12 protein-coding genes are annotated in these 18,218 nt (G+C 35.8%); 9 read left to right on the forward strand and 3 right to left on the reverse strand.

Translation table 11 applies throughout. The annotated features are described in order from the left end of the window. Positions 1-106: 106 nt before the first annotated feature. Positions 107-676, reverse strand: a complete 570-nt coding sequence (locus F1003_RS09260) for a uracil-DNA glycosylase family protein (RefSeq protein ID WP_155089127.1) — start codon at positions 674-676, stop codon at positions 107-109. Beyond that, complete coding sequence (gene rsmI, locus F1003_RS09265; RefSeq protein ID WP_155089128.1) at positions 676-1,344, reverse strand: 16S rRNA (cytidine(1402)-2'-O)-methyltransferase; 669 nt, start codon at positions 1,342-1,344, stop codon at positions 676-678. Before rsmI ends, F1003_RS09260 begins: the two co-directional genes overlap by 1 nt. Positions 1,345-1,436: 92 nt before the next feature. Here rsmI and F1003_RS09270 point away from each other — a divergent pair, with 92 nt between their 5' ends. Continuing rightward, positions 1,437-4,856 (forward strand): DUF7933 domain-containing protein, encoded by a 3,420-nt coding sequence (locus F1003_RS09270; protein WP_155089129.1) that lies wholly within the window; start codon positions 1,437-1,439, stop codon positions 4,854-4,856. Here F1003_RS09270 and F1003_RS09275 read toward each other — a convergent pair. After that, positions 4,853-5,599 (reverse strand): DUF8457 domain-containing protein, encoded by a 747-nt coding sequence (locus F1003_RS09275; RefSeq protein WP_155089130.1) that lies wholly within the window; start codon positions 5,597-5,599, stop codon positions 4,853-4,855. The genes F1003_RS09270 and F1003_RS09275 overlap by 4 nt on opposite strands. A gap of 171 nt (positions 5,600-5,770) precedes the next feature. On the opposite strand from F1003_RS09275, the gene F1003_RS09280 reads away from it, so the two are divergent. The 8 genes from F1003_RS09280 (at position 5,771) to F1003_RS09315 (ending at position 18,163) form a co-directional block, all read left to right on the forward strand. Continuing rightward, positions 5,771-6,418, forward strand: coding sequence for a thymidine kinase (locus F1003_RS09280; RefSeq protein ID WP_155089131.1), 648 nt, complete (start codon positions 5,771-5,773; stop codon positions 6,416-6,418). Then, the gene (gene alr, locus F1003_RS09285; protein WP_155089132.1) at positions 6,411-7,520 is read left to right on the forward strand and encodes an alanine racemase; all 1,110 of its coding nucleotides are present in this window, start codon (positions 6,411-6,413) and stop codon (positions 7,518-7,520) included. Before F1003_RS09280 ends, alr begins: the two co-directional genes overlap by 8 nt. 82 nt (positions 7,521-7,602) lie before the next feature. After that, complete coding sequence (gene mscL / locus F1003_RS09290; RefSeq protein WP_155089133.1) at positions 7,603-8,004, forward strand: large-conductance mechanosensitive channel protein MscL; 402 nt, start codon at positions 7,603-7,605, stop codon at positions 8,002-8,004. 189 nt (positions 8,005-8,193) lie between these two features. Beyond that, positions 8,194-9,183, forward strand: a complete 990-nt coding sequence (locus F1003_RS09295) for an aspartate-semialdehyde dehydrogenase (protein ID WP_155089134.1) — start codon at positions 8,194-8,196, stop codon at positions 9,181-9,183. Positions 9,184-9,368: 185 nt separating this feature from the next. After that, positions 9,369-11,537 (forward strand): prolyl oligopeptidase family serine peptidase, encoded by a 2,169-nt coding sequence (locus tag F1003_RS09300; protein ID WP_155089135.1) that lies wholly within the window; start codon positions 9,369-9,371, stop codon positions 11,535-11,537. Positions 11,538-11,569: 32 nt separating this feature from the next. Continuing rightward, on the forward strand, positions 11,570-13,639 hold the full coding sequence (locus tag F1003_RS09305) for an HAD family hydrolase (protein ID WP_155089136.1): 2,070 nt from the start codon (positions 11,570-11,572) through the stop codon (positions 13,637-13,639). Between the two features lie 124 nt (positions 13,640-13,763). Next, the gene (locus F1003_RS09310) at positions 13,764-15,125 is read left to right on the forward strand and encodes an Ig-like domain-containing protein (RefSeq protein ID WP_202913891.1); all 1,362 of its coding nucleotides are present in this window, start codon (positions 13,764-13,766) and stop codon (positions 15,123-15,125) included. Positions 15,126-15,136: 11 nt separating this feature from the next. Next, positions 15,137-18,163 carry an FG-GAP-like repeat-containing protein gene (locus F1003_RS09315; RefSeq protein WP_155089137.1) on the forward strand — a complete coding sequence of 1,009 codons (3,027 nt, stop codon included), beginning with the start codon at positions 15,137-15,139 and terminating at the stop codon, positions 18,161-18,163. The last annotated feature ends 55 nt before the right edge of the window (positions 18,164-18,218 follow it).

The following is an 18,218-nucleotide window of genomic DNA, read 5'->3' on the forward strand; positions in this document are numbered from 1 at the left end:
TTTTTAGTCTATACTGTAGTAATTCCTTTAATCTTAATCACTTTTTATTTAATTATCTTTCAAACAGAGAAAATAATGTCGATTTTAAAAACAGTCTATAATCCAATTACAGGTTCAGGATAGTTTTTACTCTATTACTTAATTCGGTCACCGCCAATTCCTCAAACCAAGGGTTTTTAGCACGCCAAAATCTGTTGGTTGGTGATGGATGCGGAATCGGAAAATACTTTGGCAAATAGGATTTGTAATCGCTAACACGCTCAGTCAAAGTTTTCTTGTCTTTTAAATAATACTTCTGCGCGTAAGCTCCAATTAAAATAATTAATTCAACATTCGGCATTTTATCCAGTAATTGCTCATGCCATTGTGGAGCACATTCTGGTCTTGGAGGTAAGTCTCCTGTTTTTCCCTTTCCTGGATAGCAAAAGCCCATTGGTATAATGGCAAAATTTTCTGTGTTATAGAATTGTTCGTCTGTAACATTTAGCCACTGTCTTAGTTTCTTTCCACTTTGGTCGTCCCAAGGAATTCCAGATTCGTGGACTTTAGTTCCTGGTGCTTGACCAATAATCACAATTTTCGAATTTGGATGTGCCGTTGCAACAGGTCTTGGGCCTAGCGGAAGATGAGCTTTGCAAATAGTGCATTGACTTATGTTGTGGAATAGTTCTTCCATCACTTTTTCCCAGCAACACAAATAACAATCTCTCCTTTTGGTGGCTTGGTGGTATAATGATCTAAAACCTCTTTTGCAGTTCCTCTTATAGTTTCTTCATAGAGCTTAGTCAACTCTCTAGAGACTGAAACCAATCGGTCCTCGCCAAAATACTCGCAAAAATGACCTAATGTTTTTATGAGTTTATGAGGACTTTCGTAAAAAATCATCGTTCTGTTTTCTTCTGCCAATAATAGCAATCGAGTTTGGCGCCCTTTTTTTACAGGTAAAAAGCCTTCAAAAACAAACTTGTCATTAGGTAATCCGCTATTGACCAATGCTGGTACAAAAGCCGTTGCTCCAGGCAAACATTCCACCTCTATATTATTTTCTATACAAGCTCTTACCAATAAAAACCCTGGATCAGAAATGGCAGGAGTGCCAGCATCGCTTATCACCGCAATGGACATTCCAGATTTTAGTTTTTCAACTAAACCCTTCACTGTTTTATGCTCATTGTGCATGTGATGGCTTTGCATTTGGGTGGAAATTTCAAAATGCTTTAAGAGTTTTCCTGAAGTTCTGGTGTCTTCGGCTAAAATCAAATCGACATCATTTAAAACTTCAACAGCTCTAAAGGTCATGTCCTTTAGATTTCCTATTGGCGTTGGTACCAGAAATAACTTCATATTTGCGTTTGTTACACCTCAAATTTACAATCTTTTGCATTTCTTTACGCAACCATTTGTAAGAATCTACATCTATAGTATAAAACCAATCAATGTTAAAATCAATCTGCCTTTTGTTCGTTTTTTGTGTAAACGCATGCCTGCTATCTGCGCAAACTACAGACTTATCCATTACTATTGAGGCTCAAGATTTAAATGGCACTACTGTGTCTCAGGTTGATATTTATGAGGATTTTCAATATCTAATTACCATTTCTAATTCTGGTAATGCCGTAAATGATGCTACAATTTCTATTGATTTTGATGACGATTTAGCCCTGATTTCAACAAACTCCCAGAACAACATTAATGGCGCTTCAGATATTTCTAACATTAATGTAGTCGCAAATGTCTTAACCGCTTCTATTGATAATATGCCCAACAACTCTAGTGTTGAGTTATTGGTTTTAGTTACCGCTCCTACAAACCTAGGTGGAATTGCAGCCAATGGAACCATAAGTCCTCCTACAGGAACGACAGACACAAACTCGAATAACAATCAGTCTATTATATCTATTGATGTTTTGGATATCGTTATAGATTTTTCAGTTACGCAAACCCAAATACAACCAGCTTTAGGAACTCCAATAAACGCTTGGGGAGATGAAGTGACTTATCAATTTACAATCACCAACAATAGTGATGTAGATTTTCCTGTAAGTACAATTTTTGGAAACATTAAATTAAACACTTTGCCAAATAATGGTCAGCCAATTACCCAATTTATATCTTTAGAATGTATAGCGACAACCAATGGAACATTGTGCCCAGATTTAACAGACCTTACAGGAACAACTGTTGTGGTAGCCTCGCAGCCAACTCCTGTATTTATTTTTGAAATAGATACTGAAATCACTTCTGGAGGAAGTATTACGTTTGAAATGGTTTACAAATACTCCAACTTCTCGTGTTCGCCAAATCCCATGCCTATAGATGTTGATAGTATTATAGAAATAGAGCTAGAGCATGATAACGCTTCATCAAATAACTCGAATACCATTATTACCAATTTGCTTAATGCAGATCCATGTCCGGAAACCGATATCTGTATTGAAACGGTACAAACCAATCCAGATATATCCGCTACTCTCGATTATGACCAGGAGATTACATTCAATACAACGGTATGCAACACAAGTTCTACACCAACACCTATAAGGTTCTTTTTTCAGAATATAACGGCTGGAGATGTACTTTGGGAGCTAGAATCTGTAAACTGCACAAGTACATTAGGGCCTGTTTCTTGTACTGACTTTGACATTAACGCCTCAGATAATGGGCAGCTATGGGTTAGTAGTGATTTTGTTTTACAAGGCAATACAACTATTAATATTGAAACTATATTGAAATTCATAGAACCTCAATGTGTTCAAAACCCTGTGCCAATTGAAGCCATTGATCGTAGTGCCATTAATATTTTAGACAGTCAGATCATAGATATCAACTTAGATAACAATCAGTTTTTTAATCATTTACAACTTCCTGCTCCAGATCCAGAAAACTGTGATGGACCTAGTCTTTCTGGTTTAGAAATCTCTAAAACTCAAATAAGTCCTGAGTTACCCATAGGAAGTTCTGAAGAAAACACTGCAGAATGGGGTTTGATAACGTACGAAATAACGGCAACCAATACAGGAGACTATGATGGCATGTTATTTTTACAAGATTACATGGCTATATTGGAAACTAATTATGCTCCAATTATGGCATCATTGGTTTCGGTTGATTGCGTAAGCACTACAGGAACCGCATCTTGTTTTAGCATTCAAAATGCTAATATAGGAGTGTCCTATGATGGTGTTCCTGAAGATGGTGAGTCAGATGTGTTTTGGGAAATTCTACCGGAAGACAATTGGGTATTGCCCGCAAATAGTTCTGTAACGTTTCATGTTGTTGTAGACTGGCTTCCAGAATGTTCCATAGATCAACCTATGGCAGGTTCTAATGCTGCTCTTGCTGGTTATGCTGATGGCCCTGAAAATGAAGTAGGTTCTTTCATTGCTGATGATGTAACTACTTTTTTTGCACCATGTGTGGATTTGGTGGTTCAAACGTATCCTGAATTTACTCAAGTTGATACAGGCCAAGCTTTTAACTGGATTGTAGATATTAGTAATAGCATTACAAGCGCTGATGCCGTTGATGTACTTTTTGAAAATACTCTAAATTCTGTTTTCAACATTGCCGGAACACCAACCTGCACTGTTACATCGGGCAATGCTACGTGTATAACCAATTTTAACATCAATGGTAATTTTATCTCTGGAATCATTCCTTCAATGGCAGCTGGTTCTACTGTAAGGATTAGTATTCCTGTAATCGCTCCAAACTTAGGAGGTGCATATAATAATATTGCAGAAGCAACTCCGAGTGCTATAAACAATGAAGAATTAACGCCAGAAACTAATATTTCCATTAATAGCGTTCAGGTTATTTCTCCCGTTCTGGAAAAAATGTTTTCTCCAGACACTATTTTTGAAGGTGGCGAAAGTGAGTTGATTTTCACCGTTTATAACATTGCTAACAACCCAACACAGAATAATATTTCGTTTACAGATAATTTACCGACTGGAGTTGTAATAACTCAAGTACCAAATTGGGTAGAGGCCAATGGCTGTACTGCTAATTTTATTGGTGATCCAGGAGATGATTTCATAGGTGTTACGGATTTAATTTTCCCAGCTGGTGTTGAAAGTTGTACATTCTCGGTGATGGTAACTGCTGATGTCGCCGGAAATTATCTTAATAACTTTGAGAATTTCTCGGACACCAATAATATTGATGCCTCTCAAACCAATGCCGCATTAAACGTTTTAGCTGACACGTCTAATGTGGATATTGAAATTACTAAAATAGTCGAGCCAGCAGAAGTTATTATTGGAGAGGAAGTTATCTTCACTATTACAGCAACTAATTTAGGAACAACCAACGCAACTGATATCGAAGCTTTGGATCAACTACCTATTGGTTATGAATTTATTTCAGCCACAACCAACTTGGGTGTTTTTGATGAGGGTACTTTTATATGGACAATTTCAACTCTATTCCCAAGCGAATCAGCTACACTAAGCTTGATTGCAAGAGTGGTAGCATCTAACGATTTATTAAATGTTGCTCTTTTAAATAGCGTAAATGAAATTGATAGAGACGCTACCAATAATGAAGACAGTGCGCTTGTTGAAATTTCTAACTGTTTATCTATTCCTGAAGGAATTTCACCAAATGGTGATGGAAAAAATGATTTCTTGGTAATTCCTTGTATTGAAGCTTATCCTAATAACATTATTAAAATATACAACCGCTATGGTACGCAAGTATATCAGGCAAAAAATTATATAAACAACTGGAACGGGAGAGCAAATATGGGAGTTCCAAATTCGTCTAGATTATTGCCAGTTGGCACCTATTTCTATATTTTAGAAATTATGGATTTTGAAAAACCGTTACAAGGATATGTCTATCTCAACTATTAATTAAACCTGCTCTCAACAATTTCGATAAAGCGTTCTTCGTATTCTTCTTTGCCTTCCCAATTGTTGTAATCTGGTTTTACCATATCTAGAATGAGTGCTTTGGCCTCACTAAATGATTTGGTGGTATTTATTTGAGAGACCACGCGCTCGTAATCTTCGTTTTTACCTTCAAATAGGTGTTTTATAAACGCGATTTTGTCATTCAAGCCTATTTTTAAACCTTTACCCTTAAGCTTGTCATTAAGAGATTTTTTCCCTTGTTCTGCTTCACGTTTTTTTGCGTCTTCAATAGGTTCAAACTCTGGGATTTCAGCAAAATCTGAGCTTATGTTTTCAAATTCTACCGTATTTGGGTTTTCCTTTGCAACAGCTTCCTCAACAATAACATCAACTTGTTGGGTTTCTTCGGGCATCTGTGCTACCATATCCTTAATTTTCTCCATTACGGGTTCCATAATGCCATCATCCTCTACCTCATCTAAATTGACATAGGTCTTGTTACCAACCTCAATATTGTCGCTTACTTTATTATTAAATGCCGTGTCTAGCATATCAAAAAATGAGGAGTCGTTGCCAATAGTTGGCATATCATCTTCAAAATTCTCTTGAGCAAATTTTAAAACCGTAAGCTTTTCGTAGAGTTTAGACACTTCTTCGTGCATTCTATCAACATCTTCTCTGCCTTTTAGTTTTAGAATCCTGTGCGCTATGCTAACCAATTCTGATTCTAATTTCTTTTTCATGTGCTTATTTTTATTGATTTTTTAAAGTCACATGAAACATCCTAATCTTTGCTTTACAGCGTTTGTAAACAAATCATAGATGTTTCATGAATTTTACTTTTGTTTTTTAATAAATTTGCGTGACCTTTATACAAACGAATTATTACTACGTTTTAGTGCTAAAATTACGAAATGTTTCTTGAAAATACGGTAAATCATAAAGAACAATTTGGGTGGATTGAAGTGATTTGTGGATCGATGTTCTCTGGTAAAACCGAAGAGTTGATTCGCAGATTAAAACGCGCTCAGTTTGCAAGGCAGAAGGTTGAAATTTTTAAACCAGCCGTAGATGTGCGCTATGATGATGATATGGTTGTGTCTCATGATGCTAATGAAATTCGATCTACGCCTGTACCTGCAGCAGCCAATATTCCTATTTTAGCCGATGGTTGTGATGTGGTCGGAATTGATGAAGCACAGTTCTTTGATGATGAAATTGTAAGGGTTTGTAACGACCTTGCCAATAAAGGCATAAGGGTTATAGTCGCTGGATTGGATATGGATTTTAAAGGCAATCCTTTTGGGCCAATGCCCTATCTTATGGCTACTGCAGAATATGTGACCAAAGTCCATGCTATTTGTACCAAAACCGGAAATTTGGCGCAGTACAGTTACAGAAAAGCAAAAAGCGACGATTTAGTATTGCTTGGCGAAGTCGATGAATATGAGCCATTAAGTAGAGCCGCTTACTATAAAAGCATGCTACGTGATAAAGTAAGACAAATGAAGGTGAATGATGCTGAAGAAGTAAATTCTAAAGAAAAAAAGTCTAATGCCTAAAGCTAAAGAAACAGTTCTTGAAATTGATTTAGGTGCCTTAACCCATAACTTCAATTATTTAAAATCTAAACTACAACCAAGTACAAAGTTTTTAGCCGTTGTTAAAGCTTTTGCGTATGGAAGTGATTCTGTAGAAGTAGCCAAACATCTTCAAACTTTAGATGTAGATTATTTTGCTGTAGCTTATGCTTCTGAAGGTGTTGTGTTACGCGACGCTGGCATCACAAGACCTATTTTAGTGCTTCACCCTTTGCCAACAAGTTTTGAGACAATTATTGAGCGTTGCTTAGAACCTAGCCTTTACAACGCTAAGGTTTTAAAAGAATTTATCGCAACTGCAGAAGCGCATAACCAATCAAATTATCCTGTACACATTAAATTTAATACAGGTTTAAACCGTCTGGGATTTTGGGAAAATGATGTGGATTATATTGTTTCAAAACTACAAGAAACAAAATCCGTTATAGTGAAATCCATTTTTTCTCATCTAGCGGCTAGTGAAGACAAGAATGAAGTCTCCTTTTCAAATAAGCAAATTGAATCTTTTAAGTCAACAGCTAAAGCATTTGAAAATAAGATAGGTTATAAACCCTGGTTACATCTATGCAATACCTCTGGTGTAATTAACTATCCTGATGCTCATTTGGATTTGGTGCGTTGTGGTATAGGGCTTTACGGATTTGGTAATTCTGCAAAAGAGGATGAAAGTTTAAGGCCTGTTGCTAGGCTTAAATCTGTAATTTCTCAAATACATAAAATTGAGAAAGACGAAACTGTTGGTTATAATAGAGCATACAAATCAAAAGGATTTGAAAAAACAGCAACCATACCTATTGGACATGCAGACGGTATAAGCCGTATCTATGGAAACGGAAATGGGTTTGTATTCATAAATGGTAAAAAAGCTCCTATTATTGGCAATGTATGTATGGATATGGTTATGGTAAATATCACTAATATTGATTGTAAGGAGGGTGACGAGGTCGTGGTATTTGATTCTGGGTATAAAGCCAGTGATTTAGCAGAATCTGCACAAACAATTTCTTATGAAATTTTAACCGCCATATCTCAGCGAGTTAAACGGATTATAATCGCAGATTAAGGTTTTTTTAACATATTGTGACTTTTTAATTACTTTAGTGTCAGATTAACATAAATACTAACTATTTTAAAAACACTAAATTATGTTGAAAGAATTTAAAGAATTTGCAATGAAGGGCAACCTTGTAGACATTGCTGTAGGTTTTGTAATGGGTGCTGCTTTTAATAAAGTAGTTTCTTCATTCACTGGAGGAATTGTTTCTCCTTTAATCGGTTTAATTTTCGATGCCGACTTTAAGGATTTAAAGTACAAACTAAAAGATGGCGAACTAAACGATGCAGGAGAAATGGCAGGAGAAGTCTTCTTGGAATACGGTACATTCTTAACCAACGTAATCGATTTTATTATCGTAGCATTTGTAATGTTCATGGTAGTAAAAGGTGTTAATAAAACAAAGAAAAAGGAGGAGCCAGCACCAGAAGCGCCAGCGGGTCCAACAGAAATTGAACTACTTCAAGAGATTAGAGATTCCCTAAAGAAATAAGAAATTAGCGTCACCGCTATATTATATATTATTAACCAAACCCAGGCATTTTGTCTGGGTTTTTCTTTTATAGTCTTCTCTTTTATGAAACCCATAATTTTAAACGTAAATTTTTATCATATTTTTATAGGTAAACAGCCTTATTTAGTTGAAGAAATGCTATAATTTTGTGGTTTAAATTTTTTGATTATGAAAGTAGCAATAGTTGGCGCAACTGGTTTGGTAGGAAATGTAATGCTCAAAGTGTTAGAAGAGCGTAATTTCCCAATAGATGAATTATTATTGGTAGCTTCTGAGCGCTCTGTTGGTAAAAAAGTAAACTTCAAAGGAAAAGATTATGAGGTTATTAGCATACCGACAGCTATCGAAAAAAAGCCAGATATTGCTTTGTTTTCAGCAGGTGGAAGCACATCTTTAGAGTGGGCTCCAAAGTTTGCTGAAGTTGGTACAACGGTAATTGACAATTCCTCTGCTTGGAGAATGGACTTATCAAAAAAATTAGTAGTCCCAGAAATTAATGCCAATCAACTAACCAAAAATGATAAAATCATTGCTAACCCTAACTGTTCCACTATACAAATGGTAATGGCCTTGGCACCGCTTCATAAAAAATATAAAATTAAGCGTATTGTTGTTTCTACCTATCAATCGGTTTCTGGTACAGGCGTAAAAGCTGTTGAACAAATGGAAAATGAAATGGCTGGTGTAAAAGGCGAAATGGCTTACCACTATCCTATCCATAAGAATGCTATTCCTCATTGCGACGTTTTTGAAGAAAATGGGTACACCAAAGAGGAAATGAAATTGGTTAGAGAAACCCAAAAAATCCTTGATGACAAAACCATTGCTGTAACTGCTACAGCAGTTAGAATACCAACAGCAGGTGGACATAGTGAAGCTGTTAATGTTGAGTTTGAAAATGATTTTGATTTAAGCGAGGTTCGCCAACTTCTTAGTGAAACCGAAGGTGTTACCGTGCAAGATAATTTAGACGTTAATGTTTATCCAATGCCAATGTATGCCAACGGAAAGGATGATGTTTTTGTTGGACGTATTAGGCGTGACGGTTCACAGCCAAACACATTAAACCTTTGGGTGGTTAGTGATAACCTAAGAAAAGGTGCAGCGACCAATACTGTTCAAATTGCGGAGTATTTAGTTAAAGAAGGGTTGGTTTAATATCTTTTAAGTCTTTCGAAACAGCAGTAATTTTTTGTATTTCAACTAATTAATTAATTTTTTAGTTGTAAATATCTATATATTGGCCTTCCATTTTACCTAAGTTTTAAGAAAATTTGATAAATTCAGTTTTGTTAAATACTTATCTTTGAATTTAACATTGTTATCATTCAAAAAACCTAATTATGAAAAAATTACTTCTAATTACTGTTGTGCTAAGTATTTTTGTTTCTTGTAAAAACGAAACTGAAAAGGTGAAACCAATTTCCGTAGATTATCCTGAAACAAAAAAAGTTGATACTGTTGTTGACAATTACTTTGGCGAAGAAGTCCCAGACCCATATCGTTGGTTAGAAGACGATAGAAGTACTGAAACTGAAGCTTGGGTAAAAGCTCAAAACGAAGTAACTTTTGGGTATTTAGACAATATCCCTTATCGTGAAGAATTAAAAAAACGTCTTTCTAAACTGTGGAATTACGAAAAAATAGGTGCTCCTTTCAAAGAAGGAGATTATACCTATTTCTATAAAAATAATGGGTTACAGAACCAATATGTCATCTATCGTTATAAAACAGGATCTGACCCAAAAAATGCTGAAGTGTTTTTAGATCCAAATACGTTTAAAGAAGATGGTACCATTTCATTAGGAGGAGTAAGCTTTTCAAAAAATGGAAAGGTTTTAGCCTATGCCATATCAGAGGGAGGAAGCGATTGGAGAAAAGTTTTGGTAATGAATGCTGAAACCAAAGAGATTGTCGAAGACACTTTAGTTGATATAAAGTTTAGTGGCATGTCTTGGTATAAAAATGACGGTTTTTATTACTCTAGCTATGATAAGCCTAAAGGCAGTGAGCTGTCTGCTAAAACCGCCCAGCACAAGGTTTACTATCATAAATTAGGCACTAAACAATCTGAAGACAAATTAATTTACGGAGGAACTCCTGAAGAAAAACACCGTTATATTTATGGAGGTGTCACTGAAGACGATCGCTATTTAGTGATTACTCCAAGGGTTTCAACTTCTGGAAACAAGTTATACATTAAAGACTTAACTGTACCAAACGCACCTTTAGTTGAGATTTTAGGACATACCGATTCTGATTCTAATATTATAGAAAATGTTGGTTCTAAGCTATATATTATGACCAACCTTAACGCTCCTAATCAAAAAATTGTCACGGTAGATGCATCTAATCCTACACCAGAAAATTGGGTGGATTTTATTCCTGAAACGGAGAATGTTTTAAGCCCGTCAACAGGTGGTGGTTACTTTTTTGCGGAATATATGGTAGATGCTGTTTCTAAAGTCTTACAATATGATTATGATGGGAACTTAGTTCGTGAGGTTGAATTACCAGGTGTTGGAAGCGCTGGTGGCTTTGGTGCCAAAAAAGAAGAAAAGGAATTATATTATTCGTTTACCAATTATGTAACCCCAGGAAGCATTTACAAATACGACATAGAAAATGGTACTTCAGAATTATATCGTAAACCAGATATAGATTTCAACCCAAATGATTATGAGAGTAAGCAAATCTTTTATACTTCAAAAGATGGAACAAAAGTACCAATGATAATCACCCATAAAAAAGGTATAGAGCTTAATGGGAAAAATCCAACTATTCTTTATGGGTATGGTGGTTTCAATATATCTCTAACACCAAGCTTTAGTATTGCTAATGCCGTATGGATGGAACAAGGCGGTATATATGCTGTAGCCAATTTACGTGGAGGTGGAGAATATGGAAAAGCATGGCATAATGCAGGTACTAAAATGAAAAAACAAAATGTATTTGATGATTTTATTGCAGCAGCGGAATATCTCATAGACTCAAAATATACCTCATCAGATTATTTAGCTATCAGAGGTGGTTCTAATGGAGGTTTGTTGGTTGGTGCCACTATGACCCAAAGACCAGATTTAATGAAGGTGGCATTACCTGCAGTTGGCGTTTTAGATATGCTACGTTATCATACGTTTACAGCAGGTGCAGGATGGGCTTATGATTACGGCACTTCAGAAGACAGTAAAGAAATGTTTGATTATCTTAAAGGTTATTCACCTGTTCATAATGTAAAAGAAGGTGTCGAATATCCTGCAACTATGGTTACAACAAGCGATCATGATGATAGGGTTGTACCTGCTCACAGTTTTAAATTTGCAGCAGAATTACAGAGTAAACAAGCTGGAGACAATCCGGTTTTAATAAGAATAGAAACAGATGCTGGCCATGGCGCAGGAACTCCTGTCAGCAAGACTATAGAGCAGTATGCTGATATTTACGGTTTTACACTTTACAATATGGGATTTGATGTATTGCCGAGCAAAACCAAAGAGAAAGTAAAAGGGTAACACCGTTTTAGCTATTAACCAAATCATATTTTTTGTCACTTAACCAACTTCATAAGCAACTTAAAGAAAAGTATATTAAATTTCTTTTCACGGACTACTATGATACCATAGTACATAGACATGTGCACCCAAATTATGCTCAACGTTTGTGGGCTAAATTTATGATCAGGGAGTTGGGATTGTGTATTTCTATTGATAAACTATATTTTATACGACAAGAATCCGTAAACTATCTTGTTAATAAGTTAGGAAAGAGTATTGATGAAATTCCTTATCACAGGCAAAAAGAAGAAATTAGTAAAAGGTTAATCAACGATGATGTCATTTCTGTAAACGAAAAAGATGATTTTATCAACCTTTTTGAAGATGCAGATGTAAAAGCAGAGTCTAGCGTGCAATACATAGACCAAGATGTTCTGGATACCATCAAATACTTTAAGAGTAATGGAGGAAAGGTTTATATAGTTTCAGATTTCTATGGTGCCAAAACTCTTTTCGAAAAACTATTGACACATCATAAAATCATAGATTTATTTGATGGTATATATAGCTCGGCTGAATTGGAAAAAAGTAAGTCTTCAAATTCAATCTATGAACCAATTCTTTCAGAATTAAAAATAGAACCCGAAGAGGTAATGATGATTGGTGACAACTTAAAAAGTGATTACACCAATGCTATTAAAAATGGATTGAATGCCTATCACCTGCCTCATAAGAATTATTTAAGGAAAAACAAGCGTAATAATTTTGGTAATGACAAAAAGCAACTAAAATCAATTATCAACGCTGTATATAAAAAATGCAAAAAAAGCTCCGCTATACCATATACTGAATACGTTATATTTTATCACATATTTGCCGAACGCTTATACGAAGTTGCCAAAAGGAAAAAAATTAAGAATTTATTCTTTCTTTCTCGCGAAGGGCAATATCTAAAAAAACTTTTTGACTCCTATCAAGATTTCGCTTTGATTGATGAAAGCCATAGAATAAAAACGCACTATTTAAAAATATCGAGGCATGCCGCACTTCAAATGTCCTTAAAAGATATTAATGAAGAGCCATTTACTTTTCTAAGTAAAAAGTATGGCAATATCTCAACTGAAGATTTTTTAATTGCCGTCAATTGCCCAGACAACCTTAGGGAAAAGGTGATAAAAGAACTTAATATCGAAGGGAGGGCCAGTGTTAAAGGTTTTTTTAACTCTCCTATATTTGAGAGTTTAAAACAGAATGAAACCTTTGTTTCATATTATAACGAGCACAGGGATTTAAGTCGTAGGGCATTTGAAACATATATTCAGTCTTTTAACACCAACATTGAAGAAAACGGAATTCATCTCGTTGATATTGGTTGGGGAGGCACTATGCAAGAGGGCATTTATGCATTTTTTGATGAACAGATCCCGGTCACTGGTTATTACCTTGGGCTTAATGAAATCTATGATATACAACCTTTAACAAAACGACATGGATTAAACTTTTCCTTAATGCCTTATCCAGACTACCACGACCATATTATAATGGCGAATATGCAGCTTTACGAACAATTTTCTGCGGCAGATCATGGTAGTGCGTTAGATTACAGTTTAGATGCAGAGGGCTACACCTTAGAGTATCATAAACCAGAAGAAAAGTGGCTTTACGAAAATCACATTAAGCCTCACCAAGAGCAAATGTATAGCCTACATAAAAAGCTATTAGTCAATTTACAACCTTTGTGCTATTCCGAAGAAATGATGCAAGAGACCATGTCTAAAATAGCTTTAAAGGTTGGGCTGTTTCAGAGTGTCAAAAAATTAAAGTTTTTAGATACGTTAAGCCATGGCTTTTATCAAAATGTTGGGACAAATCAAGTTGGTATATCTTATGAACCACCAAAAATTAAAAGCCCTATTAAAAGTGCTATTAAATTCTTAATGACTCCTGAAAAATATTTTAGGTATTTAGTAAAGCTAAAACCTGTACTTTACAAAAAGAACAAGTTAATAACAATGCTTGCGCCTATGTATTTTGTTTATCTCTACATTAAGCTCAATAAATACATTAGGTTTAAAATCCTTAAGCGTTTTTTCCTTCTAAAATACAACGCTTTTAAGTAGGTAGGTCATCCCTTTTTATTGATTATTAACGATTTAATAAAAAAATCTTAGATTTACTCCTATTTTTGTAAAAAGTAGGGGTTTCTCAGTTTAGGTTGTTCTATTGATATAGACTAATAATTGTATGAAAAAGAAGTACGTACTCAGCTTATTTTTAGTCTTACTTTTGCTGCATTTTTCCTGTGGCACAGATGACGGTACAACTCCAGTAAATATTGAAACTGTTGCAGATAACGCTGTATTAGCTCAAAACTCTGAGGTTGAAATCTTCATATTTGAAAATGATTCTAATATTCCTGAAATTGGTAGTCTGTCCCTTAGTTCTCCAACAATGGGAGTGGTACAAGTTATAGATGCTAATGGCACACCCAATAATCCGAGTGATGACTCTGTAGTTTACACGGCCAACCCTAATATAGTAGGGCAAGATTCTTTTCAGTATACCATATGTAATAATTCAGGGGAGTGTGAAACCGGAAATGTTTCCATTACAATTATATCTTCTTCTGTTGTGAATGTTTTTACTGGCGATACACCTCATCAAACACTTTCAGAGTATAATTTTTTTGAGGGAGATTTAAAAGATTTAAATCCCACATTCGGAGTGGTTCCTTACGATTTAATTTCCCCATTATTTACCGATTACGCTAAGAAAAAACGCTTTTTATGGTTGCCAAATGGCGTTAGTGCGAATTATGTAGACGATCATTCATCTCTTCAATTTCCCGAAGGCACAATTATTATTAAAAATTTTTATTATAATGATGTCCAACCAAATAATTCCACTAAAATCCTAGAGACTAGGATAATGTATAAAAAATCAACCGGGTGGGATTTTGCAAACTATGTATGGAACGAGGACCAAACAGAGGCTTTTTTTACTAATCAGGGCAGTACGGTATATATAAGTTGGCTTCAGGGCGAAAATATTAAAACAACAGACTACCGAATCCCATCTAGAGCAGAATGCTTTACTTGTCATAATCAACTAGATAACCCTTCGGTTATTGGTTTAAAACCACAAAACTTAAATAAGGATTATAACTATGCCAGCGGAATAGCTAATCAACTACGTAAGCTTAGCGAAATAGGCTATCTTAATTCTGATATACCAAACAATATTGAGACAACCGTGGCCTGGGATGACTCCTCCCAGCCTCTTGAAGAAAGAGTTCGTTCATATTTAGATATAAACTGCGCACATTGTCATTCAGACAACGGACATTGTAATTACAGACCTATGAGGTTTGAATTTCAGTTTACAGATGAACCCGAAAATATTGGAGTTTGTGTAGAACCTGAAACTCAATTCATTCCAAATTCTTATATTGTAAAGCCCAACGACACAGATCTATCCATACTCTATTACAGATTAAGTACCACTGACGAATCTTTTAGAATGCCCTTGCTAGGAAGGACTATTAATCATGAAGAAGGTATTGACCTTGTAGAGGAATGGATTGCCTCATTAACTAATTGCGAATAACATAAATAAATATGAAAAATTTTACTTTACTTTTAATTGCTGTTGTATTGTCTTCCTTTGTGGGTAATGCTCAGTTTGTTTTTGATCCAATAGTTGGACCTACCAATGTTGCAGAAGGCTCTCCTGTTACCATAAATCTAAATAATGCTGCTAACTCAGCTAATGTATCTGCATCTTCAACAGGTACTTACAACTCTTTTTCTATTTCCGTAGATTGGGCAGCTGGCGCAGGAATTCCTTGGTCAACAGAAGCTGATTTGACTTTTACCACCTCTGCAGGTTCAACAACTATTGATCCACCTACAACTGGTGCTGCAAATTCAACTAGTAATACAGTTTTAACATTCCAAGGTAATTTAGCTGGTGTATACAATCCAGCTGCAGATGGCTATATTGATTTAGTTTTAAATCAAAGTTATGGTGGTTCGGATGCCAATTGGTCGAATATCGTGGTGACTCTGATTGAAACTCCTAGTTGTCCAGATCCAATAAACCTTAATGCAACTAATGTCACGGAAACTTCTGCTGACATTCAATGGGCAGAATCCGGCTCTGCTACCCAATGGAATATTGAATGGGGAACTAGCGGATTTACTCCAGGAACAGGCACAACAATAGCTAATGTTACTTCTACAACGTATAGTTTGTCTGGTCTCTCTCAAGGAGTTTCATATGATTTTTATGTACAATCAAATTGTGGAGGAGGCGACTTATCTAATTTTGCTGGACCTTTTAACTTTATTACCGCTGCTCCCGGTGGAACTTGCGTTTCAGCAGTTAGCGTCAATGTAGAGTCCAATTGTAGCAGTGCAGCACCAACGACTTTTGACTTTAGTGTTGCAGCAGACATAGATGCAAATAATGAAAACCCATCTTGTGACGCCGTTGGTAACTATGGGTATTTTATAAGTTTTACAGCCCCTGCTGTTGGGTCTGTTGCTATACATTTTAGTGGCGCCGCTAATGCTATTGGGCTCGAAGTGTATGATTCTTGTGGCGGCAACTCGGTTTCAAATTGTACAAACAACGGTTTCGACGCGGGTGATAATTCTGGTCAAATAGGCGGCTTAACTCCTGGTGCTACATACTATGCTGTAATTTGGAGGGATCAACAGAGTGGTACTGCTGATATATGTATAGAAGAAGGCTCTAGTTGCCCGGGACCAAATAATTTAACAGCTTCTGGAGTAACTTTAGATTCTGCCGACTTAAACTGGGTAGAAAATGGTTCTGCATCACAATGGAATTTAGAATGGGGAAACACTGGATTTCTTATGGGTTCGGGCAATATGGCTAATGGTTTAACAAATACATCCTATAATTTAACAGGGTTATCGCCAAGCACATCTTATGATTTTTATGTTCAATCGGTTTGTACCGGTGAAACTTCAAATTATTCTGGACCGTATACCTTTACCACACAAGCATTGTCAAGAATAAATTACTCACAACAGCCGATTTCTGTGAGTGGCTCTGATTTAGCTGTGGTTGATATGGATGGTGACTTCTTAGATGATATTGTCGGAGTTTCTTCTACTAACGTAAACATAAAGAAACAAAACCCTGATGGTACATTTACGGATATTAATATCACAACGCCAAATGCAGACTACTTACCAAGCTGGAGTATAGCTGCAGCAGATATAGACGCCAATGGAAAAACAGATTTGTTATATGGTGCAGGTAGTGGTGTTACTTTTATGAAAGCCAGTAATGATGGGCTTAGTTTTACTGAACAATCCACAACTGAATATGTGTTTTCGCAACGCTCAAACTTTGTAGATATTAATAACGATGGTAATCTTGATGCTTTTGTATGCCACGATGTTGAACCAAACGTATATTTTATTAACGACGGTACAGGTAATTTAACTTTCTACCAGTCTGATGTTACGCCAGGCGCACCGTATTCATTAGGTAATTATCCTTCTGGTGGCGATTATGGCTCAATTTGGATTGACTACAATAACGATGGGAATATAGACTTGTTTATAGCAAAATGTGGCGGCTCTGTAGAACGAAGAACCAATATGATGCTTACAAACAATGGTGATGGTACTTACTCAGAAAATGCTGCTGTCTTAGGTTTGGATGATCCTATGCAAACTTGGTCCTCTACTTGGGGAGATTATGATAACGATGGAGATATGGATGTTTTTGTAGGTGCAAGTTCAGGAAGTCATAAACTTATGATGAACAGTGGCTTTACAGACGATGGAAACCCTAACAATGATTACTTATTTACAGATGTAACTGCTGGTGCGGGAATTTCCGCTCCAACTGGTTGGGAGAGCTCTTCATTTGACATTGATAATGATGGTAATTTAGACATTATCAGTAATGGCTCCATAATGTACGGAAAAGGGGATATGACTTTTGAAGACGCAGATCCAAACCAATTAAATTATAAGAATGGTAGCTTCGGTGACTTAAACAATGATGGCTTTATAGACGCTTATTATAATGGTGTAAGATATTATAACCAAGGTAACAGCAACAACTGGGTGAAAATAAACACTGTGGGTATGGCGCATGTTACACCAAACTATAGTAATAGAAATGGTATTGGTGCAAGAGTTGTGCTTACAACTCCTTCGGGTACTCAGATTAGAGATGTTAGAAGTGGTGAGGGATTTGAGTTTATGAGCTCACTCAATACACATTTTGGAATTGGCTCGGATACAACTATAAACGAGATAAGAGTATATTGGCCTTCAGGTGAAATAGATGTTATTGAAAATCCTGGTTACAACACCACACATACAATAGTAGAGGGTTCTTCGCCATTAAGTGTAGAAGACGAAACCTTAAGTGACATTTCTATATATCCAAACCCGGTTGATGACGTTTTAATCATTAAAACAAGAGCGGATTTAACAGAAAAAATTGCAACTATTTTTGATGTTACGGGTAAAAGGGTTTATAACCAAAAGCTACTTACCAATGAGCTTAGTGTTTCAAGCTTGCAAAGTGGTGTATATTTCTTAAGGCTTGAATCTGAAGGGAAAAGCATAAGACGAAAATTTATAAAAAAATAAAATCACCATATAACTATCCTTAAAACCGTTTGAGAAATCAAGCGGTTTTTTTATG

This window comes from Winogradskyella ouciana, assembly GCF_009709615.1.
Lineage (GTDB): Bacteria > Bacteroidota > Bacteroidia > Flavobacteriales > Flavobacteriaceae > Winogradskyella > Winogradskyella ouciana.

Excerpts from the sequence above, each read along its gene's own strand:
- F1003_RS09260 (WP_155089127.1), bottom strand. The coding sequence starts at position 676 with ATGGAAGAACTATTCCACAACATAAGTCAATGCACTATTTGCAAAGCT.
- rsmI (WP_155089128.1), bottom strand. The coding sequence starts at position 1,344 with ATGAAGTTATTTCTGGTACCAACGCCAATAGGAAATCTAAAGGACATG.
- F1003_RS09270 (WP_155089129.1), top strand. The coding sequence starts at position 1,437 with ATGTTAAAATCAATCTGCCTTTTGTTCGTTTTTTGTGTAAACGCATGC.
- F1003_RS09275 (WP_155089130.1), bottom strand. The coding sequence starts at position 5,599 with ATGAAAAAGAAATTAGAATCAGAATTGGTTAGCATAGCGCACAGGATT.
- F1003_RS09280 (WP_155089131.1), top strand. The coding sequence starts at position 5,771 with ATGTTTCTTGAAAATACGGTAAATCATAAAGAACAATTTGGGTGGATT.
- alr (WP_155089132.1), top strand. The coding sequence starts at position 6,411 with ATGCCTAAAGCTAAAGAAACAGTTCTTGAAATTGATTTAGGTGCCTTA.
- mscL (WP_155089133.1), top strand. The coding sequence starts at position 7,603 with ATGTTGAAAGAATTTAAAGAATTTGCAATGAAGGGCAACCTTGTAGAC.
- F1003_RS09295 (WP_155089134.1), top strand. The coding sequence starts at position 8,194 with ATGAAAGTAGCAATAGTTGGCGCAACTGGTTTGGTAGGAAATGTAATG.
- F1003_RS09300 (WP_155089135.1), top strand. The coding sequence starts at position 9,369 with ATGAAAAAATTACTTCTAATTACTGTTGTGCTAAGTATTTTTGTTTCT.
- F1003_RS09310 (WP_202913891.1), top strand. The coding sequence starts at position 13,764 with ATGAAAAAGAAGTACGTACTCAGCTTATTTTTAGTCTTACTTTTGCTG.
- F1003_RS09315 (WP_155089137.1), top strand. The coding sequence starts at position 15,137 with ATGAAAAATTTTACTTTACTTTTAATTGCTGTTGTATTGTCTTCCTTT.